The sequence below is a fragment of the Kitasatospora sp. NPDC058032 genome (assembly GCF_042885845.1).
Lineage (GTDB): Bacteria > Actinomycetota > Actinomycetes > Streptomycetales > Streptomycetaceae > Kitasatospora.
Genome location: NZ_JBHVRK010000010.1, coordinates 187480 through 206888 on the forward strand (window position 1 = coordinate 187480; position 19409 = coordinate 206888).

Sequence of the window (19409 nt, forward strand, 5' to 3'; positions counted from 1 at the left end):
GCGATCGGCCGGGGTCAGCCGTTGGTCAGGTACCGGCGGCCCGGTATCTGCTCGAAGATCAGGTTGGTCCGGGTCTGCGCCACCGCGGGGTGAGTGGTGAGGTGGTCCACGACGAAGTCGCGCAGTTCCTCCGGCCCGGCCACGCCGACGTGCAGCAGGTAGTCGTCGGACCCGGCCATGTGGAACACCGCGAGCACACCCGGCAGGTCGGGGGCGGTGCTCCGGAAGCTCTCGTTCTGTTCGCGGGTGTGCGCCCGGAGCCGGACCGAGATCATCGCCTGCAGCGGCAGCCCGATCGCCGCGGGGTCGATCTCGGTGCGGAAGGCGCGGATGACGCCGCGCTCGCGCAGCGCGCGCACCCGCGCCAGACAGGTCGAGGGCGCGATGCCGACGGCCTCGGCGAGCGCGTTGTTGGGCGTGCGGGCGTTCTTGGCGAGGACGCGCAGGATCGCGCGGTCGATGTCGTCGATGGGCGCCCGGTGGGCCTGCGGAAAATTCGGCACGCGGGTCAGGGTCCCCGACCGGGTCGCAGATCCGCAAGGCAGGGGTGCCTGTTTCCGAATCTTCTGCGGAACGCTTTCGCTCGAACGGTGGAAAGTTCCATCCTTTCGAGTGAGCGGCCCTGGGCCGACCCCGTCCCCAGTGAACCCGGAGCGCTGCACCCATGAGCCCGACCACCGCCCCCGTCGTGCCGGTCCGCACCGCCGCCGCCCCGGTGCACATCGACGCGGAGCCCGAGAGCGGGGACTTCGCGATACCCGCCGAAGGCCTCACCGACGGCGAGCGGCTGCGCGCCCTCGACCGGATGGACGGGTACCTGACGCGCAAGCGCCGGCACCTGGTCGGCTACCAGGCCACCCAGGAGCTCGCGGGCAGCGCCCTCGACCTCGCCCGCTTCATGCTGAGCAACATCAACAACCTCGGCGACCCGTTCCAGAGCGGCGGCTACAAGCCCAACACCAAGATCGTCGAGCGCGCGGTGCTCGACTACTACGCGCGACTCTGGCACGCCGGGCGCTCCTACGACCCGGCCGACCCCGAGTCGTACTGGGGCTACATGCTCTCCATGGGCTCCACCGAGGGCAACATGTACGCCCTCTGGAACGCCCGCGACTACCTGACCCGCCCCGGCGCGCCCCGCCCGGTCGCGTTCTACTCGGAGGACACCCACTACTCCTTCGCCAAGGCCGTCCGGGTGCTGGGCGTGGACACCTTCCACGCGGTGGGCACGGCGGACTACCCGGGCGAGTGCCCGCTCGGCGGCGACTGGCCCGCCGAGGTGCCCTCGCTGCCCGGGCCGTCCGGCCACTCCTGGGACGGGCCCGGCGCCGTCGACGTGGACGCGCTGGCGGTCCTGGTGGAGTTCTTCGCGGCCAAGGGCCACCCGATCTTCGTCAACTTCAACCTGGGAAGCACGTTCAAGGGCGCGCACGACGACGTCCGGGGCGCGTGCGAGCGGCTGCTGCCGGTCTTCGAGCGCCACGGTCTGCTGCCCGCCGGCGGCGGTGACGAGCGCCGGGGCTTCTGGATCCACGTCGACGGCGCGCTCGGCGCCGGGTACGCCCCCTTCCTGCGGATGGCGGCCGACGACCCGGCGGCGTACGGCTGGGCGCCCGGACCCGCCACCGGGGCACCCGAGTTCGACTTCGGCCTCACCCTTCCGAACCGGACCGGCGAGGACGTCGACCTCGTCGCGTCGATCGCGATGAGCGGCCACAAGTGGGCCGGCGTGCCGTGGCCCTGCGGCGTCTTCATGACGAAGGCCAAGTACCAGCTCGAACCGCCGACCCGGCCCGAGTACATCGGCGCGCCGGACAGCACCTTCGCCGGCTCCCGCAACGGCTTCTCCCCGCTGGTGCTCTGGGACCACCTCTCCCGGCACTCCTACCGCGACCAGGTCGAGCGGATCCGCCGCTCCCAGGAGCTGGCCGGCTACCTGGAGCGCCGGCTCCACGAGCTGGAGGCGGAGACCGGCGTCGAACTCTGGCCGGCCCGTACCCCCGGCGCGATCACCGTGCGGTTCCGCAAGCCCAGCGCCGACCTGGTCGCCAAGTGGTCGCTGTCCTGCGAGAACGTCCTGACCACCCCCGGCGACCCGACGACCCTGCGCGGCTACGTGCACGTCTTCCTGATGCCCTCGGTGGACCGCGCCAAGCTGGACGCCCTGCTGTCCGACCTCGCCCGCGACCCGGTCATCCTCGCCACCCCGGCCTGACCGGCACCCGTTGGGCCAGCACGTCGGCCCCTGCCGCCCGGTCCGTCAGACGGGTGGACCGGGGGAGTCCATGAGGCGGGACTCCCAGGCCCAGGCGGCGATCTCGACGCGGTTGCGGAGGCCGAGCTTGCTCTGGACGGTCGCCAGGTGGCTCTTGACGGTGCTGAGGGTGATGAAGAGGGCGGCGGCGATCTCCTGGTTGGTGCGGCCGCGGGCGATGGCGCGGATGACCTCGGTCTCGCGCGGGGAGAGCGGCTGGGCGGGGCGGGCGACCGGCGCCGGGCGGGTCGGGGCGAGGTCGCGCAGCAGGCGCAGGGTGATGGCGGGGGAGAGCAGGGCCTCGCCGGCGTGGGCGGCGCGGACGGCCTCGACGAGCAGCGCGGGGGCGGCGCCCTTGAGGACGAAGCCGACCGCGCCGGCGCGCAGCGCGCCGTGGACGTACTCGTCCAGGTCGAACGTGGTGACGACGACCACCCGCAGCGGGTCGGCGACGCCGGGCCCGGAGAGGGCGCGGGTGACGTCGATGCCGTCGAGGCCGGGCATGCGGATGTCGACCAGGCAGACGTCGGGCCGTAGCCGGCGGGCGAGTTCGACGGCGGTGGCGCCGTCGGCGGCCTCGCCGACCACGGTGATGTCGTCCTGGTCCTCCAGGATGAGCCGCAGGCCGCCGCGGATCATCGCCTGGTCGTCGGCGAGCAGGACGCGGATGCTCAACGGGCCCCCTTCCCGGGGAGCGGCAGAGCGGCGCGGACCGACCAGCCGGTGTCCGGGCGCGGTCCTGCGGAGAGCCGGCCGCCGAGTGCCTCGACGCGTTCGCGCATGCCGATGAGGCCGTAGCCGCCGGGCTGCTTGTGCGGCCGGGCGCGGCCGGGCGCGGCGTCGTCGGTGACCGTGACGGTGAGGGTGTCCGCTCCGTGCGCGATGTCGACGGTGGCGGCGCGCGCGTGTGCGGCGTGGCGGGCGATGTTGGTGAGGGACTCCTGGACGATCCGGTGGACGGTGGTGGCCACCTCGGGCGGCCAGGGGGCCGGCTCGGCGGGCAGCCGCAGCTCCACCGCGGGGCCGTGGCCGTCGAACCGCTCGACGAGACCGGCCAGTTGCTCGGGCCCGGGGACGGCGGGGGCGGTGCTGGCGACGTCCTCGGTGTCGCGCAGCAGGCCGACCACCCGGCGCATCGAGGCGAGCGCCTCGCCGCCGGCGTCCTCGATCCCGGCGAGGGCGGCGTCCAGACTTCCGGGCTGCCGCCGGGCCATGATCCTGGCGGCCTGGGCCTGGACGACGACGCCGGTGATGTGATGGGCGACCACGTCGTGCAACTCCCGTGCCAGGGCAAGGCGTTCCTCCCGGCGAACGGCCTCGACGGCGGCCCGGCGACGGTGGTCGAGCAGACGCAGGCCGAGCCCGGCCGCGAGCGCGAGGATCCAGACCTCGATCCCGACCCGGAACGGCGTGCCCGGCCCCTCGACGGTCAGCAGTCCGGCCGCCATCAGGGCCAGCCCGGCCACCGCGACCGCGGCCGCCTGCCACCGGGCGAGCGTCCGCACGGCCGCGCCGCCGAGGACGAGCAGCCCCAGGACGGCGGCGGCCCCCGGTTCGCCGGGCAGGTGGGCGAGCCGGGCGGTCACCGCCGCGGCGCCCGCGAGCGCCAGCCCGAGGGCGGCGGCCCAGCCCGGGTGGCGCCCGCGGCCGAGCGCGACCAGGCAGACGGCGGTGCCCGTCGCCGTGTCGAAGGCCCAGACCCGGCCCTGGGCGGCGTACTGGATGGCCATGACGACCAGGGCCAGGGTGAACAGCACCGCCAGTGCCGCGTCGACCCATGCCGTCGAACGCTTCGCTGAACTCACCCGGCTCACGCTAGGGGATCCGGGGCCGGCGCCGAACCGGCCGAAAGTACGACTCGGCGAGCGCGGACCGTCCCTTCGGCCGCTGCGGCGGGCGGCGGCGGTTGCCCAGGCTGGGGCGCATGGTTGATCTCAGTTCCGCACCCACCCTGCTCGCCGACCTGCTGGCGGTCCGACCCGAGAAGACCGAGCGCAGTCCGCTGCTCTACGCATGGTGGACGCTCAATCTGGCCGTCCTGGTCGCGGCCGGCTACGGCCTGTTCCGCCTCGTCCGGTCCTGGCGCGGCAAGCGCGCGCGGCGCGGCTGACCGGGGGAGCACCATGACACCGGTACTGGAAACCGTGCGGCTGGGCAAGCGGTACGGCCGCCACCACGCGCTCGTCGACGTCGACCTGAACGTCCCGCCGGGCCGGGTGACCGGACTCGTCGGCCCGAACGGCGCCGGCAAGTCGACCCTGCTGCAGCTGGCCTGCGGACTGACCGCCCCCAGCTCGGGCACGATCCGGGTGCTGGGCGCTCCGCCCGCCGCCGGGCCCGCCCACCTGGCCAGGGTCGGCTTCGTCGCGCAGGACACCCCGGTCTACGCCGACCTCTCCGTCGCCGACCACCTGCGCCTGGGCGTCCGGCTCAACCCCGGCTGGGACGAGGCGCTCGCCCGCCGTCGGCTCGCCCGGTCCGGCCTCGACCCCCGGCGCAGGGCCGGCCGGCTCTCCGGCGGCCAGCGGGCGCAGCTCGCGCTGACCGTCGCCGCCGCCAAGCGGCCCGAGCTGCTGATCTTCGACGAGCCCGCGGCGGCCCTGGACCCGCTGGCCCGGCACGCCTTCCTGGACCACCTGCTGGAGTCGGTGGGCGAACTGGGCGCGGCCGCCGTGCTCTCCTCGCACGCGCTGCCGGACGTGGCGCGGGTGTGCGACCACCTGATCGTGCTGGCCGACGGGCGGGTCCAACTGGCCGGTGACGTGGCCGACCTGCTGGCGGGTCACGTCCTGGTCGTCGGCCGGCGCCGGGACCTCGCGGCGCTGCCCGCCGGGGCGGAGGTGATCGCGCCCGCCGAACCCGCCCCGGACGACGTCACCGCCGGGCCCGTCACCGCCCCCGTCACCGCGGTGGTGCGGGCCGACCGTTCGCTGCTGGCCGGCGGTCCCTGGACGGTGACGGACGTCGGACTCGAAGAGCTCGTCCTCGCCCACCTCGGCCGGGCCGCCGGCGCCACCACCCCGACCTCCGTGGAGGACCACCGATGATCTGGCTGACCTGGCGCCAGTTCCGCGCCCAGGCGCTCGTGGGGCTGGCCGCCCTGCTGCTCCTGGCCGGCTACCTTGTCGTGCTCGGCACGCAGATCCACGACGCCCACGCCGACACCCTCGCGCACTGCGCGGGCGGTCGCGCCGACTGCGCCGGACCGCTCGGTGCCTTCGCCGACCGCTACCGCCTGCGGGCCGATCTGCTCGGCTACCTGCTGCTCGCCGTCCCCGGCGCGATCGGCGTGTTCTGGGGCGCCCCGCTGGTCGCCCGGGAGCTGGAGGCCGGCACGCACCGGCTGGTGTGGAACCAGAGCGTCACCCGCGGCCGGTGGCTGGCGGTCAAGCTCGGCCTGGTCGGCCTGGCGGGCGTCGCCGCCGCCGGCCTGTACAGCCTGCTGCTCACCTGGGCGACCGGCCCGGTGACCGCCGTCCTCGGCAACCGCTTCGAACCGGCGCTCTTCGCCTCGCGCGGCCTCGCCCCGCTGGGCTACGCGGCCTTCGCCGTCGTTCTCGGCGCGACCCTGGGCCTGTTCCTGCGCCGCGCGGTCCCCGCCATGGCGGCCACGCTGGTGGTGTTCGCCGCGCTGCAGATCGCCGTGCCCGCGCTGGTCCGCCCGCACTACCAGCCGCCGGTGCGCACCTCGGTGCCGCTCACCGCCGAGCTGATCGGCCGGCTGACGAAGATCGGCACCTACGGGGACATCGGCGGTCTGCGCGTGCCCGGCGGGCCGTGGGTCGTCGGGACCAGCCCGATGCTCGACGCCGCCGGGCAGGAGGTCGGCCACTCGGCCTGGTTCCAGGACTGCATGGACCGCAGCTCGCTCGCCGAGCTGCCCGGCTGCCTGGCCGGGGGCGGCGTCCAGGTCGAGATCGCCGAGCAGCCGGCCGGCCGCTACTGGGACTTCCAGCTCCGGGAGACCGCGCTCTTCGCCGCGCTGACGGCGCTGACGGCCGGCCTCGCGTTCCACCGGGTCCGGCGGCATCCCGTCTGACGGGGGCGGCGGGGGCGGCCTGTGGGCGGCGAAATTCGGTGGCACGGGCGTTGGCGGCATTGTTACGCTCGCCGCTCCGTTCCGTCTGCCACGGGCCGCCGTGCCCTTCGAGAGGGTGTCTTGATGTCCCGGACCGCGCCGAGTGCGCCTCGCCACACAGCCTGACGGATCGTCGTCGAGGCCGCTCGGCCTGCTCTTGCTGTCATCGTTGACCTCCAGCAAGGAGCACCCCGGGTGTCCAGCACCACCAACACCACCGGTGTTACCGGTAACACCGGTAACACCGGTAACACCAGCAACGCCCTGAAGACCGCAACCTTCGGCTGCGCCTGGTGCGGTCTGACCGTGTCCACGTTCGCCGCCGACGGCGCGCGGCGCAACCACTGTCCGTCCTGCCTGCACTCGCAGCACGTCCTCGACCACGTCGAGGGCGGCCCGAGCGCCTGCCACGGGCGGATGTCGCCGATCGCCATCGCCGTGCTGCGCACCGGCGACTGGATGCTCGTCCACCGCTGCGTGCGCTGCGACGAGTTGACGTCCAACCCGGTCTGCCGGGACGACAACCAGCTCATCCTGATGCGCATCGCCGTCCGGCCGCTGGCCCAGCCGCCGTTCCCGCTCGAAGCCTTCGGCTCCCTCTGAACCGCTTGCGCGAGAAGGAGGACCGACCGTGCCACGACAGAGGAACACCAACGGCCACCGCCGCCGGCAGCGCCCCAAGGACGTCCTGCACGCCCGGGGCGGGCACCGGGCGCACGACTTCCGGTGCGTCGGCTGCCGGCTGGACGTCCCGCTGGACGCCCCCGGCACCGCGCACCGCAACCACTGCCCGAACTGCCTGGCCAGCCTGCACGTCGACCGCCGGATCCCCGGCGACCGAGCCGCCGACTGCCGCGGGCGGATGGAGGCACTGGGTCTCGCCGTCCGCGCGGACGGCGAGTGGATGATCGTCCACCAGTGCTTGTCCTGCGGGGAGTTGAGCACCAACCGGACCGCCGGTGACGACAACCCGCTGCCGCTGCTGCGGCTCGCGCTGCAACCGCTGCGGGACGCGGGCTTCGCCCGTCGTACGCTGCTCAGCCTGTGACCCCGCCGGCCTGGTCACCGCCCCCCCGCACGGGCGGTGACCAGGCCGGACTCGTAGGCCGCGATGACCGCCTGCGCGCGGTCGCGCACGTCGAGCTTGCCGAACAGACTGGTGATGTGGTTCTTCACGGTGGAGTGGCTGATGTCCATGGAGCGGGCGATCCCCGCGTTGTCGAGTCCGGTGGCCATCAGCCGCCACACCTCCACCTCGCGGGGCGTGAGCTCCCCCGTCGTGACGGCGGGCGGCGGCGGGGCGCCGAGCGGCGCGCGGACGTAGGCGGAGATCAGCCGGGTGAGCAGGCGCGGGGCGACCACCGCCTCCCCGGTGTGGACGGTGCGGATCGCCGCGGCGAGGTCCTCCGGCGAGACGTCCTTGGGCAGGAACCCGTGCGCGCCGGCGCGCAGCGCGGCCACCACGTACTCGTCCATGTCGAAGGTGCTGAGCGCGAGGACCCGGCACAACGGCAGGGTGCGGGCCAGCTCCTCGGTCGCGGCGACCCCGTCCAGGACGGGCATCCGGATGTCCATCACCACGACGTCGGGGCGCAGCCGGTGGGCGAGCGCGACGGCCTGCTGCCCGTCCTCGGCCTCGCCGACCACCTCGAAGGCGGGGTCCGGGGAGAGGATCAGCGACAGACCGCGCCGGACCAGCGGCTGGTCGTCCACGATGAGGACCCGGATCCCGGGCGTCGCGGCCGTCACCGGTGGACCGCCTCTCCGTGCTGGACGGCCGCCTCTCCCCGCTGGACGGCCGCCTCGGCGGTCTCCTCCGCCGCCAGCGGCAGCTCGGCCAGCACCGTGAAGCCGCCCTCCGGCCGGGGCCCGGCCACCAGGGTGCCGCCGTGCAGGGCGACCCGCTCGCGCATGCCGATCAGGCCGTAGCCGCCCCGGCCCGGCTCGGGCTCGGCGTCCCGGGGCGGTGCGCCCCCGCCGTCGTCGCTCACCTCGACGGTGATCCCGTCCGCGCGGTACGCCAGCAGGACGGAGGCGCGGGCCGGTCCCGCGTACTTGCGGGCGTTGGTGAGGCCCTCCTGGACGATCCGGAACACCGTCAGCCCGAGCGTCGGCGGCAGCGGACGCGGGGAGCCGTGCACCCGGAGGTCGGTCGGCAGTCCTGCCCGGCGGGACTCCTCCACCAGCCGGCCGAGGTCGTCCGCCCCGGGCTGGGGCGAGGCGGGGACGGCGTCCGGGACGTCGTCGGCCCGCAGGACGTTCAGCAGCTGGCGCATCTCGCGCAGCGCCAGCCGTCCGGAGGACTCCAGGGTGACCAGGGCCTCCCGGACCACCTCCGGGTTCGCGAGGTTGGCGCGGGCGCCGCCGGCCATCAGCTGCATGGTCGTGATGTGGTGGGCCACGATGTCGTGCAACTCCCGGGCGATGCGGCGGCGTTCCTCGGCCACCGCGCGGTCGGCCAGCAGCCGGCGGTTGGCCTCCACCTCGCGCTGCCAGCGGGCGACCGCGAGGCCGGCGCCGGCCACGATGGCGGAGGACGCGGCGGCGGCGGTGACCGCCTCCAAGGAGGGCACGCGGAACGCGCTCTGGCCCAGCATCGTCATCAGCGCCGTCGCCGCGGCGGCGCCGGTGACGACCGGCCAGGCGCGGTGCCGGGCGACCGAGTACAGCGCGACCGTCACGACGGTGCCGAAGTGGGTGCCCATCGGGGTCGTCAGGTCGACGGCGGCCTGGAGCGGCAGGACGACGGCGAGCGCCCGGACGGGGTGGCGGCGCCGGGCGAGCAGGGGCAGGCCCGCCAGCGCGAGGAGGACGAAGTCCGGCACGCCGACGCTCCGGGTGCCCGCCACCTCGCTGAGGAGCAGGTGGGCGAGCATGTCCAGGGTGCCGGTGACGACGGCCACCAGGGCGTCGGCCTGGGTCCACGGGAGGCCGCCCGTGCGGTACGTGCGGCTCGTGCGGCTCCGCGGCTTCTCCGGGTGCTGCGGCACCTCGTCCACGACTTCCGCCCCGGGGCGCTGACGCCCGTCCATCCTCGTCCTCCCGGCAGACCAGCGCTGATGCCCCCATTCTGGCACCCGCCCACCCCGCCCCGGATGGTCCCTCCGGCCGAACTCCGGCGGCCCGGAACCAGGAGCACGGTCCCGGTTCCGGGCCGCCAGGGGGACCGGGGGCCCCGGCGCGGATCGTCCGCTGCCCGGACGCCCGGCACCCCCTCCACCTGATGGTCTGGAAGCCGGCCGGGAACCCCCGGCCGGCTTGGCCGACGCTCGCGTCCATCAGCCGGAGGGCACCGTGATCCGCGCACTGACCGGATTCTCCACCAGAAACGCGTGGAAGGTCATCGTCCTCTGGGCGGTCCTGGGGCTCGGGCTGACCGCGCTCGGCCCGATGCTGCTGGGCCGGGTCACCGACGCCCAGACCGCCGGCTTCCTGCCGAAGAGCTACGACTCGGCCGCCGCCCTGCGGATCGCCGAGGAGCAGTTCGGCGTGAAGCCGGACGCCACCACGGTCACGGTGCTGGTCGCCCGGAGCGACGGCAAGGCGCTCACCGACAGCGACCGGCAGCGGATCGAGACCGAGGCGGCGGAGCTCGGCCGGCGCCGGGTCGTCATGCCCAGGGCGGAGGACGAGCCGTCGTTCCTGCTGCCCGACCGCTCCCAGACCCCCCGGGTCGCCCCCGCGATGACGGCGCCCGACCGGAGCTTCGAACTGCTCTCCGTCGAACTGACCGGCAGCACCGTGGACGAGGGCGTCCAGAAGGTCTACCGGGTCTTCCGGGACTCCGCCCGCGCGCAGTTCGCCGACGCCGGGATGCGCACCGGGTTCACCGGCGGCCTCGCCGAGGCCGCCGACAGCGCGGACGACAACCGGACCGCCGCGCTCATCGGCAGCAGCCTGATCATGGCGCTGATCGTCCTGCTCAACGTGCTGGTGTTCCGCAGCGTGCTCGCGGCCGTGCTGCCGCTGCTCGTGGTCGCGCTGGTCGGCGGCGTGGCCGGCGGCGCGGTGGCCGGCGCCGCGGCGCTCACCGGCCTGCGGCTGGACGCCTCCACCCCGAGCCTGATCTCCGTCGTCCTGCTCGGCATCGGCGTCGACTACCTGCTGTTCCTGCTCTTCCGGTTCCGCGAGCACCTGCGCGCCCGGCCCGACCAGCCCGCCCGCGAGGCCGCCGCCGAGGTGTCCGCCCGGGTGGGCACCGCGATCACCTCCGCCGCACTGACCATCGTGGCCGCCTTCGCCACCCTGGGCGTGGCGAGCTTCGGGCAGTTCCGCTCGCTCGGCCCGGCGATCGCCGTCGCCGTCCTCGTCATGCTGCTGGGCAGCCTCACCCTGATGCCGGCCCTGCTCGCCGCCTGCGGCCGCGGGATGTTCTGGCCCTCCCGCAGCCTGGACCGGGAACCGCGCGAGGGCGTGGCCGCCCGCTACGGCGCCTTCGTCGCCCGGCGCCCGGTGGTCCTGCTGCTCGGCTCCGTCGCGCTGCTCGGTGCCCTGACCGCGGGGATGACCGGGATCCGGATGGACTACGGCCAGGGCGGTGGCTCGAAGACGGCGGCCGCGGCCACCGCCGCGGAGATCTCCCGCGCCCTGCCGGCGGGTGTGTCCGACCCGACCACCGTCTACGTCACCGCGCATGACGGCGGCACCCTCGACCCCGCCCGGCTCGACGGCCTCTCCCGCGGCCTGGCGAAGGCCGACGGTGTCGGCCAGGTGGGCGGCACCGTCCTGAACGAGGACCGCCGCGCCGCCCGGATCGACCTCTTCCTCACCGCCGACCCGCAGAGCGCGCGGGCCCGTGAACTGGTGTCCGGCCCGGTCCGCGCCGCCGTCGCCGCCCACACCCCCGCCGGAACGAGCGCCCACGTCGGCGGCACGGCGGCGATCTTCGCCGACGTCTCCGTCGCCGTCGACCACGACCTGAGGGTCGTCTTCCCGGTCGCCGCCGCCCTGATCGCCCTGATCCTGCTGCTCCTGCTGCGCAGCGTGCTCGCCCCGGTGGTGCTGATGCTCGCCGTCGGGCTCGGCTTCGCCGCCACCCTGGGCGCCGCCACCCTGCTGTTCCAGCACGTGCTGGACGAGCCCGGCGTCAACTTCACCCTCCCGCTGGTGCTGTTCCTGTTCGTCGTCGCCCTGGGCACCGACTACAACATCCTCATCACCGACCGGATCCGCGAGGAGATGCACCGGCCCGGCCCGGCCCGCGCCGCCGTGGCCCGCGCCGTGCGCCACACCACGCCCGCCGTCGCCACCGCCGGCCTGGTCCTGGCCGGCTCCTTCGCCACCCTCGCCACCACCCCCGGCAGCGCCCAGATCGCCTTCGCGCTGACGCTCGGCATCCTCCTCTCCGCCGTCGTCCTCTCCCTCGCCCTGGTCCCCGCCCTGGCCACCCTCCTCGGCCGCGCCCTCTGGTGGCCCCTGCGCCCCACCCCGGCCCCCACCCCCACCTCCACCCCGACCCACCCCCCGGCCCACGTCTTCACCCCCTGACCGGGCGCCCGCCTGCCCCGAGCGCCCACGGAGGCCCGGCCCCCCACCCCGAGGGCGCCGGGCCTCCGGCCTGCGCGGGAGAGTTCAGCGCTCCCCGTGGAGCGCGCTGCTCAGGCTGTGCGCGTTCACGAGGTAGAGGCTGTCGATGATGTCGAGGCACCGGGCCCGCGTTTCCTGGTCCCCCTGGCGGTACAGGCGCAGCACCGTCTCGATCAGGTCGCCCTGGACGACCGTGTTTCCGCGCGGCCCGGTCCCGTGGTTCGGCGTCGAGGCCATCGCCAGGGCCCGACACGCTTCGAGCGTTCGGGAGGGCAGGCGCAGGGTGGACCTGGACAGCGAAGCGGCCAGCGGCTCGGGGTGCTCGAAGAAGGCGGGACTGGAGAGAAAGGAACCGATGAGTTCGTCCGCGACCTCCTGCCGCAACGAGGCCACGGCGCGCATGGACTGGGCCGCGGCCTGACGCACCTGCGCGTCGTCGTCGTGGAACATGCCGGGGAGCAGTTGAGCGCCGCGCGAGGGATCGTCGGCGACCGCCCGTGCCGCACCCCGGCGTGCCGCGGGACGCAGGGACTTCGGGTCGGCGGGCAGGCCGGGGAGCAGCCGCTCCCGTACGGCGAGCGCCGTCCAACTCGCTCCGGCGTGCGGTGCCGCGAGGTCGGGCCCTTCGAGTGCTCGGACCAACCGCGGTGCGAAGCGCCCGGCGTCCTGGAGGAGGGCCCAGGTCAGCAGTTCATTGGGTGCGTGGGCGACGTGGATGTCGACAGGGGCGTCGGCGAAGAGGGATTCGGCGAGATCGAGGGCCGGCCCCGGGGCGTGGCGCACGAGCGCGAGCACGGGGTCGGCGGCGCACACCCGGACGGCCGCGCTGGTGTCCCGCACGAGTCGTTCCAGCAGTGGCAGCAGCGCTCGCACCGGCGCGTCCGTCGTCCTGAGCAGCCCCCCGACAGCCAGGGCGGCCGCTCCTCGGGTGGAGTTCGTTCCCGTGATCCGGAGACTCGCACCGTAGTCCTCCTCCCGGTGCGACCCGTTCCGGACCGGGTCGGCCGGTGGGTCGGGATCGTCCACGCAACCGCTCAGGAGGCCGATCGTGGTCGCCCGGTCGGCCACGTCCGCCGCCCTGTCGAGGATCGCGTGGCAGACGGTCCGTCCTACGTATTCGCCGGCCACGAGCCGGGCGTGCTCGCAGAGCCGTAGGAGGAGGCCGGCCTCGACGCCCGGGGTGACGCCCTCGATCAGGGCGGTGAACGCGGGGAGGGGGATGCCCTCGTCGAACCTGCACCCCAGCCGGGCGAACCGGTGCGGCCAGTGGCCGGCCGTGGTCCCGAGCAGCGACGCCAGTTCGGTGGCCCCGCCCCTCGGGCGCTCGCCACTCCATTCGACGCCCTCCTGGGTGTACTTCCGCAACGCGCGCAGCCACTGGGAATCCGTCATGTGATCGCCGGCCGACGAGGCGATCGGGGGTTCGACCCAGTGGGCTTCCACCGGGCGGGTGTCGCGCAGGGAATCCCGCCCGAACTTGCGTTCCAGCTCGCCGAGACGTCTCCTCGCTTCAGGGGTCAGGCGTCCCTCGTCGACGGCTTCGAGCAACTCGTACTGGGCGCGCCCGAAGAGGTCCCGGTGCTCGGGGGTGCGTTCGTGGTCCGGGTAATGACGGAGAAGGGTCCGGAGCAGCCGGAGCAGGGTCTCCTCCCCGCAATCCCGCGTTGCTGCGGAGATGAGTTCGCGCGAGGCCTGGTAGGGGCTGTCGAGCCAACCGAGACCGAGACGTCCGGGAGCCGTGGTGAGCCACCTCAGCGCCTCGTCCGGCCGGTTCCACGTGGCGTAGGTCCGGCAGGCGAGGAAGTCCAGCGCCCACCCCTCACCCGCCGTCAGGATTCCCATGGCCTCCACGACGGCGGAGGGCTCCCGCTCGGCCAGAGTCCTTAGGGCGTTGTGCGCCGCCGCGTACAGGGCGTCGCTGATGCCGGGTTCGAACGAGGAGGGCGGATGCGTCCACCGGGACTGCGGGACGTCCGCCTCCGGGTCGGCGGCGTGGTTCGACTCCACCACGGCGATCACGAACGGCAGCACGTGGTCGAGTGCGCCCCTGGGTGCCGTCGCGGCCGTCTCGACGACGAGGGATCCCAACCGGGATCCGCCGGGTGTGGGCAGGTGCCCGGAGTCGAACGGGTCGCTGTAGCCGGCGGCGGCGGTCCGACGGAGCGCCCGGGTGAGGAAGAACCCCAGCACACGGATCGCGGATTCCGCGTCCTGCTGGGCGAGTTGTTCGAAAAGGCCCCAGAACGCCGCGCCGGTGCCGATCCGCCAGTCGGTGCTGTCGTCGAAGTCGCCGCGGTCGATGAGCCGGCGGACCAGAGCAACGGAGGACGGCGTGGGCCACCTGCCGACCCACTCGCGGATCCGCCGCCGCCACGCTTCGTCGGCGTCCACGTACGGCTCGACGATTTCCAGCACCCGCTCGGGGCGCTGCTCCGTGCACCACTCCAGTTGCCGGAAGACCAGCGGGACCGTTCCCGGGTCGGCGAGCCATCGTTCCCACCGGCCCGTGTCGGCAGCGTCGAACCACGCGGGCCGGGCCAGCAGCCCTCGTAGCCGCTCCGCGGTGACCCCCTCTCCCCACGCGAGCGGGTCCAGGACGGCCCAGTCCTCGCTCGTGGCGTCGAGTTCCTCCAGTACGGCGAGGGCGATGAAGTGCAGGTGCGGCCGGACCAGCTCGGAGGTCAGCAGGCGGACCACCGTGCGCCGGAACTCCGTGCGGTCCGTATTGCGCAGGTGCTCCAGCACCTGCCGGGTCTGGGCCCGACGGAACAGGGCCTGGCCGCTCGCTGCCAGGAAGTCGTGGAGGTCGTGGCCGGCGCCGACGAACGCGCGGGCGAAGAGGTAGTCGAAGTACGTCTCGTGGAAGAACCCGGTGCGCTCGCCGTCCGCCTGGAACAGGACTCCGGCCGAGACGAGCACGGCCAGATCGGCTCTGGCGAAGCGGTCCAGCAGGGCGTCGGGGACGGTGAGGGTCTCGCGCCGGCTCATCTCGTCGACCAGCCGGCCGGTGATCTCCGGCCAGGCACCGGCGGGCAGCGAGCGCTCGATCGTGCGGCGGGTCTCCTCCGTGTACCGGGCGTAGAGCTCCTGGAGGCTCCGGTACGGCGCCGTCCGCGCGGTCGGCGAGAGCCTGCCGAAGACCGCGAGGTGCAGCGGGGTGCGGAGGAGTTCCAGCGTGTCCGCGCCGAGTGCCCGCGCCGAGGTGCCGTCCGCTTCGAGAACGGAACGCACGGCCTCGTCGTCGAGGGGGCCGAGGGCGAAGCGTTCCGTCCTCCCCTCCTGCCTGACCAGGCTCGTCAGCCGAGGGTCCTTCTCGACGTCGACGGTCCTGGCCACCAGGACGATCCGGACGTGCGGTGAGTCGGCCAGCGCGTCGAGCATCTCGTCCACGGCCTCGAAGGCGTCGGGCATGCGACCGCTGTAGCTGCTCGCGGCGTCGAGCTGGTCCACGACGAGCAGCGCCGGGGCGTCACTCGCCATCCGGGCGAGCAGTGCGGCAGGTGAGGCGGGCAGGCTCAGTCGGCGTCCCACGGCCTCCGCGGTCCGGTCGTCCGCGTCCATCTCGTCCATCCGGAAGGGCAGCACCGGCCACCCCCGGTCCTCCGCCAGGGCGACGACCTCGCCCACCACGGTGGACTTTCCCATGCCTGCGGAGCCCTCGCACACGATGGTCGTGGGCGCGTCCTCCGCGACCAGCCGGGCGAACAGCTGCTGCGCGTAGGGGCTGGTGGCCAGCCCGAACGTCGGGCGCAGCCGGTCCGCGCGCAGGAGGAACCGTCGCTTGACCGCGTGGACGGCGCGCAGATCGGTGTCGGCGGTGTCCGGGTGGGGCGGGGCGGAAGTGACGACGACGAGGTTCGCGTGGTTCTCGATGACGCAGCCGGCGCCGAGTGGGCCGGCGAGCCGACCCGAGTCGGCGGTCGGCCCGCTGCTTCGCCCCGCGCCGTGCTCGCGCACCAGCCGCTGCAGACGCGATGCTGCCGCCTCACGCTCCCCGGGATCGAGCCGCCCCAGCAGGTCGATGAAGCGGTCCTGCCAGGCCACGGCGCCACGGTGGCAGACGGCCCAGGCCTCCGCCTCGTCGGCCGTCCGCAGCTCGGCCGCGGTCGCTGCCAGACGGTCCCGTTCCGAGCGTTCGTCCGCTCCGCCCACCCGGGCGAGCCAGTCGGCCATTCGGGGCAGGAACGACGGCCAGTGGGCGGTGCCCGCCGAATCCACGACGGCGGTACCGGCTTCCGTCGCGACAACGAACAAGGATTCCGGCAACACGCATTCCCCCTGGTCGGTCGCCGCCACGATAGCCGGTCAGGGCGGTCGGTGCGGGGAATTCCCCGATACCGCCCTCCGCTGCACCCATCTCCTCAACCAAGCGCCACGGAAGGCATGTTCACCGTGGTAATGGAGGCGTTCCGCCCGGCATCTCCGGCGGTGGAGAAGGAGGAAACGGGAAACACGTATTTCCTCTGCGGGCCGCCACCCTGCGGTGTCAGAGTGGGCGACAGGGCGATCGGGGGAAGTCCGGCAGCCCATCGGGCCGCTGTTGTGCGAAAAGGACGGAATTCTGCATGCCTTTGATCTTCGTGAATTACCGGACCGGTGACGAGGAGGCGACCGCCACGCTCGTGGACCGTGAGTTGTCGCGGGTGTTCGGCACCGGGAACGTGTTCCGGGCGAGCAAGTCGATCGCACCGGGGAGTCGTTTTCCCCAGGAACTGCTCACGGCCGTGCGGCGCAGCAGTGTGCTGCTGGCCGTGATCGGCCCCCGGTGGCTGGAGGCGGGGGAGCCCGGTGGGCGGAGCCCCCTGGAGGGCGAGGAGGACTGGACCCGGCGGGAGATCGCGGAGGCGCTCGACACCGGAGCCGTGGTCGTCCCTCTGCTGGTCGGCGGGGCGAAGCGGCTGCGGCACGAGGACCTCCCCGCCCGGATCAGGGGCCTCGCCGACTGCCAGTACTGCAGGTTCAGCCACCGCAACGTCGGCGCCGACCTCGGGAAGCTGGTCGACGACCTCGTGAAACTGCCCGAACTCCACGCCGCCGCACGGGACAACGGGTACCGGCGGGCCCCGGCCCGGCCGGAGGAACCCCTGCACCGGACCGGCGTCGCCCCGGTGATCCAGCACACGCAGCACGGGGGGATCGGGAGGGTCGGCGAGTTCTCCGGGACCTACATCCATGAGGCCGGGGGACCGGTCCACACGGGCAGCGGTCATCTCTACCAGTACCTGCCGGGTGACGGCGGCGCCGCGCACGGTACGGATGACGAGCAGCCATGACCGGGGCCGACCGGATGCGGGTGTCACCAGCTGCGGACGTCTTCACGGGTATCTGCCGGAGCGTCGAGGCGTTCTGCGCCGACACGGCGCTGCCGTGCTGGCCCGCGACACCGTGCGAGGCCGGTGCGCCCGGCTCCTGGGAGGAGCTGAGGCGTCACGCCGGCGACTCCGCTCCTGGCGGCCCCGAGCGGATCGCCGCTTGGCATCATGTCGCGCACCACCTCCGCGAGGAGTCGGCGACCGGCGACGAACGGATCTGGACGCTGACCGCCGTCGGGCTGCTCGCTCCCCGGCTGCGCGGGGCGGCGTACGCGATCGCCCGCCGGACGGGAGCCGAACGGGCCGATGTCGGGTCCGCACTGCTGTTGGGAGTACTGGAGGGCGCGCGGACTCTCCCGGAGCGCTCGGCGGACGTCGAACGGCACCTGATGGACGCGGCGTTCGCCAGCGGCTGGCGGACCGGGCGACGCGGTTGCCGGGAGGTCCCGGTGGCGGAGTGGGGCGAGGAACGGGACGGGGCGGTGCCCTTGTCGGCGGTCCGGACGCCCGCCGGCGTCGTGTCCGCCGGCGCGATGTCCGGGAGGCTGCTCCAGCGGGTCCAGGGCGAACGCCTGGGTGCGCTGGCCCACCGTCTGGGCCTTCTGCCGCACGTGCGCCAGGTCCGCCGGACCGCCCGCTCCCGGTCCCGCGGACCCAGCGGCGGACTGCACGGCGGCGACCACCGCGCACGAGGCGAGCAGCCCGCCCTCTTCCAGATGCCCGAGACAGGAGGAGCCGCCCATGCGGGGCCGTCGTGACGAGTTCGTGCCGTTCTCGGTGGTCTTCGGCCTTCCGACGGAGGTCGGTCTGTGGACCGCCGCGAACGCCCTGGGCCTGAGCCTGGCCACCGCGTACCGCCGGATCGGCCGCGGCGACTTCCCCTGCGCCCTGCGCAAGGTCGGCCGGACGTACGTCGTACGGATGCCGGACCTGATGCGCGCACTGCGCATCCAGGACGTGCGCGTCCATCACGACGACATCGAGGCGGGCGCCCGTTTCGCGGCCGGGATGACCGACGACTGACCCCGGATGCGACGAGGTTCCGGACCGCACGGCGCGGCCCGGAACCTCGTGGCGGCGTTCGGTGCTCAGCCGCCGTAGGTGGCTTGGGTGACGGCGAAGACGTTGCGGCTGCCCGTGGTCTCCTGCAGTGACCACAGCAGGTCGGGATCGATGGCGTCCTCCCAGTAGGAGAGGCTCTCGCCGCCGCCCACCCAGGGGAAGGTGGACGGGCCGGCGGTCGGGGTCCAGTAGTGGAGCTTCTTCTGCCCCGAGGAGTTGAACCACCACCGGCCGTTGTGGGACGCCGTGCCGAGGATACGAGATGGGAACTCGTGAGGGGTTGACCCCAACACGCTTTCCAAACGGCCTCGAGTCCTTGTCAGTTGTCGGTGTCCTCGGGGTTCCGGGGCGAGGCGTAGACGAGATGGACGGTCCGGTCTGGTGCGTCGACGAGGTACCGAACGCGTCCGCCGGCAGTCACCTCGTACTCCCACTGGGGCAGCTCGTGCCCTCCGAGGCTGCGGGACGCCAAGCGGCCCCGCAGGCGATGTTGCCGATCGGGGTCGGTCAGGGACAGCGGGTCGGCGCGGAGCGCTTCGACGCATCGGCGGGTGTTCCCAGGAGCCTCTGCGCAGAGACCGCCCCATCCCTTGGCCGCTTCATTGGTGGCAAAGCGTTGCCTCCACTCGTTGCCGGTCGGTGGTGGCGGGACATCGTCGCCGCGTTTGGGGCTCATGGTGCGAGCACCTCGCCGTGGTCCTCGTCGGGAAGCGGTTCGGCGAACTGCGCGGCGAGCTCGGGATCCGCCAGGATCCGGGCGGTGGCGCGCCACTCGACGATCACGCGGTGCAGGTTGGCGTGGACGTCCAGTTCCACCGCGTCGCGGGTGGCGTTCACGAGGTCGACGACGAACTCTCGAACCTCGTCGGCCGACAGATGCCGACTCCAGGGAAATACCTCGGGGAACGCGAGAAGGACGGCGCGGGCCCCCTCGTCGCTGGTGATCAGCGCGGCGAACAGGCGGGCGGTGACGTCTGCGGTCTCCTCGCGCTGGCGGTCGTGGCGCTCGGTGGTGAGGTACAGATCCTCGCCGTCACGGCGCGTGACGTGAACGCGCTGGGCTTGTTCAACGGTGTCCGCGACGCGCTTGGAGTTCTTCGACAGATCGGAGAACGACACAGTGAGGGTGGACATGGAGCGACGCTACTTCGGAATGTGTTCCGAAGTTAATCGAGAT

18 protein-coding genes are annotated in these 19409 nt (G+C 73.7%); 10 read left to right on the plus strand and 8 right to left on the minus strand.

Going from position 1 to position 19409, the window contains the following annotated elements; genetic code table 11:
* Positions 1-14: 14 nt before the first annotated feature.
* A complete protein-coding gene (locus ACFVUH_RS18640; RefSeq protein ID WP_387914346.1) occupies positions 15-503 on the minus strand; it encodes an Lrp/AsnC family transcriptional regulator in 489 nt (162 codons plus the stop codon).
* A 161-nt stretch (positions 504-664) separates the two neighbouring features.
* On the opposite strand from ACFVUH_RS18640, the gene ACFVUH_RS18645 reads away from it, so the two are divergent.
* Complete coding sequence (locus ACFVUH_RS18645) at positions 665-2215, plus strand: histidine decarboxylase (RefSeq protein WP_387914348.1); 1551 nt, start codon at positions 665-667, stop codon at positions 2213-2215.
* Between the two features lie 45 nt (positions 2216-2260).
* Here ACFVUH_RS18645 and ACFVUH_RS18650 read toward each other — a convergent pair whose 3' ends face one another.
* Complete coding sequence (locus tag ACFVUH_RS18650) at positions 2261-2929, minus strand: response regulator (RefSeq protein WP_387914349.1); 669 nt, start codon at positions 2927-2929, stop codon at positions 2261-2263.
* The gene (locus ACFVUH_RS18655) at positions 2926-4059 is read right to left on the minus strand and encodes a sensor histidine kinase (RefSeq protein WP_387914351.1); all 1134 of its coding nucleotides are present in this window, start codon (positions 4057-4059) and stop codon (positions 2926-2928) included. The genes ACFVUH_RS18650 and ACFVUH_RS18655 overlap by 4 nt, the downstream gene beginning before the upstream one ends.
* Positions 4060-4178: 119 nt before the next feature.
* On the opposite strand from ACFVUH_RS18655, the gene ACFVUH_RS18660 reads away from it, so the two are divergent.
* The 5 genes from ACFVUH_RS18660 to ACFVUH_RS18680 all read left to right on the plus strand — a co-directional run bounded on the left by ACFVUH_RS18660 (position 4179) and on the right by ACFVUH_RS18680 (position 7380).
* On the plus strand, positions 4179-4364 hold the full coding sequence (locus ACFVUH_RS18660; RefSeq protein ID WP_387914353.1) for a hypothetical protein: 186 nt from the start codon (positions 4179-4181) through the stop codon (positions 4362-4364).
* Between the two features lie 13 nt (positions 4365-4377).
* Positions 4378-5301, plus strand: coding sequence for an ABC transporter ATP-binding protein (locus tag ACFVUH_RS18665; protein WP_387914354.1), 924 nt, complete (start codon positions 4378-4380; stop codon positions 5299-5301).
* Positions 5298-6293: a transporter gene (locus ACFVUH_RS18670; protein WP_387914355.1), complete on the plus strand. Its 996-nt coding sequence runs from the start codon at positions 5298-5300 to the stop codon at positions 6291-6293. The genes ACFVUH_RS18665 and ACFVUH_RS18670 overlap by 4 nt, the downstream gene beginning before the upstream one ends.
* Before the next feature lie 303 nt (positions 6294-6596).
* Positions 6597-6935, plus strand: coding sequence for an RNHCP domain-containing protein (locus ACFVUH_RS18675; protein WP_380681834.1), 339 nt, complete (start codon positions 6597-6599; stop codon positions 6933-6935).
* Positions 6936-6963: 28 nt separating this feature from the next.
* Entirely contained in the window at positions 6964-7380 is a 417-nt protein-coding gene (locus ACFVUH_RS18680) for an RNHCP domain-containing protein (RefSeq protein WP_387914357.1), read from the plus strand.
* A gap of 14 nt (positions 7381-7394) precedes the next feature.
* On the opposite strand, the gene ACFVUH_RS18685 is transcribed toward ACFVUH_RS18680, so the two are convergent.
* Both ACFVUH_RS18685 and ACFVUH_RS18690 read right to left on the minus strand, forming a co-directional pair.
* Positions 7395-8081, minus strand: coding sequence for a response regulator (locus ACFVUH_RS18685; protein ID WP_387914358.1), 687 nt, complete (start codon positions 8079-8081; stop codon positions 7395-7397).
* Complete coding sequence (locus tag ACFVUH_RS18690) at positions 8078-9364, minus strand: sensor histidine kinase (RefSeq protein ID WP_387914359.1); 1287 nt, start codon at positions 9362-9364, stop codon at positions 8078-8080. The genes ACFVUH_RS18685 and ACFVUH_RS18690 overlap by 4 nt, the downstream gene beginning before the upstream one ends.
* Before the next feature lie 262 nt (positions 9365-9626).
* Here ACFVUH_RS18690 and ACFVUH_RS18695 point away from each other — a divergent pair, with 262 nt between their 5' ends.
* Positions 9627-11819, plus strand: a complete 2193-nt coding sequence (locus ACFVUH_RS18695; protein ID WP_387914361.1) for an MMPL family transporter — start codon at positions 9627-9629, stop codon at positions 11817-11819.
* 84 nt (positions 11820-11903) lie between these two features.
* On the opposite strand, the gene ACFVUH_RS18700 is transcribed toward ACFVUH_RS18695, so the two are convergent.
* Positions 11904-16031: a hypothetical protein gene (locus tag ACFVUH_RS18700; protein WP_387914362.1), complete on the minus strand. Its 4128-nt coding sequence runs from the start codon at positions 16029-16031 to the stop codon at positions 11904-11906.
* Positions 16032-16423: 392 nt separating this feature from the next.
* Between ACFVUH_RS18700 and ACFVUH_RS18705 the strand changes: the two genes are divergently transcribed.
* From ACFVUH_RS18705 to ACFVUH_RS18715, 3 genes are read left to right on the plus strand one after another with little or no spacing between them, the layout of a single operon-like run.
* Positions 16424-17131: a toll/interleukin-1 receptor domain-containing protein gene (locus tag ACFVUH_RS18705; RefSeq protein ID WP_387914364.1), complete on the plus strand. Its 708-nt coding sequence runs from the start codon at positions 16424-16426 to the stop codon at positions 17129-17131.
* Entirely contained in the window at positions 17128-17928 is an 801-nt protein-coding gene (locus ACFVUH_RS18710; RefSeq protein ID WP_387914366.1) for a hypothetical protein, read from the plus strand. The genes ACFVUH_RS18705 and ACFVUH_RS18710 overlap by 4 nt, the downstream gene beginning before the upstream one ends.
* The gene (locus ACFVUH_RS18715) at positions 17912-18193 is read left to right on the plus strand and encodes a hypothetical protein (protein ID WP_387914368.1); all 282 of its coding nucleotides are present in this window, start codon (positions 17912-17914) and stop codon (positions 18191-18193) included. Before ACFVUH_RS18710 ends, ACFVUH_RS18715 begins: the two co-directional genes overlap by 17 nt.
* 65 nt (positions 18194-18258) lie before the next feature.
* Here ACFVUH_RS18715 and ACFVUH_RS18720 read toward each other — a convergent pair whose 3' ends face one another.
* Entirely contained in the window at positions 18259-18522 is a 264-nt protein-coding gene (locus tag ACFVUH_RS18720; RefSeq protein ID WP_387914369.1) for a hypothetical protein, read from the minus strand.
* Positions 18523-18904: 382 nt separating this feature from the next.
* The gene (locus tag ACFVUH_RS18725) at positions 18905-19366 is read right to left on the minus strand and encodes a prevent-host-death family protein (RefSeq protein ID WP_387914371.1); all 462 of its coding nucleotides are present in this window, start codon (positions 19364-19366) and stop codon (positions 18905-18907) included.
* Between the last annotated feature and the right edge of the window lie 43 nt (positions 19367-19409).

Coding starts and splice junctions, on each gene's coding strand:
- ACFVUH_RS18645 (WP_387914348.1), top strand. CDS start 665: ATGAGCCCGACCACCGCCCCCGTCGTGCCGGTCCGCACCGCCGCCGCC.
- ACFVUH_RS18660 (WP_387914353.1), top strand. CDS start 4,179: ATGGTTGATCTCAGTTCCGCACCCACCCTGCTCGCCGACCTGCTGGCG.
- ACFVUH_RS18710 (WP_387914366.1), top strand. CDS start 17,128: ATGACCGGGGCCGACCGGATGCGGGTGTCACCAGCTGCGGACGTCTTC.
- ACFVUH_RS18690 (WP_387914359.1), bottom strand. CDS start 9,364: ATGGACGGGCGTCAGCGCCCCGGGGCGGAAGTCGTGGACGAGGTGCCG.
- ACFVUH_RS18700 (WP_387914362.1), bottom strand. CDS start 16,031: ATGGCCGACTGGCTCGCCCGGGTGGGCGGAGCGGACGAACGCTCGGAA.
- ACFVUH_RS18725 (WP_387914371.1), bottom strand. CDS start 19,366: ATGTCCACCCTCACTGTGTCGTTCTCCGATCTGTCGAAGAACTCCAAG.
- ACFVUH_RS18705 (WP_387914364.1), top strand. CDS start 16,424: ATGCCTTTGATCTTCGTGAATTACCGGACCGGTGACGAGGAGGCGACC.
- ACFVUH_RS18715 (WP_387914368.1), top strand. CDS start 17,912: ATGCGGGGCCGTCGTGACGAGTTCGTGCCGTTCTCGGTGGTCTTCGGC.
- ACFVUH_RS18665 (WP_387914354.1), top strand. CDS start 4,378: ATGACACCGGTACTGGAAACCGTGCGGCTGGGCAAGCGGTACGGCCGC.
- ACFVUH_RS18670 (WP_387914355.1), top strand. CDS start 5,298: ATGATCTGGCTGACCTGGCGCCAGTTCCGCGCCCAGGCGCTCGTGGGG.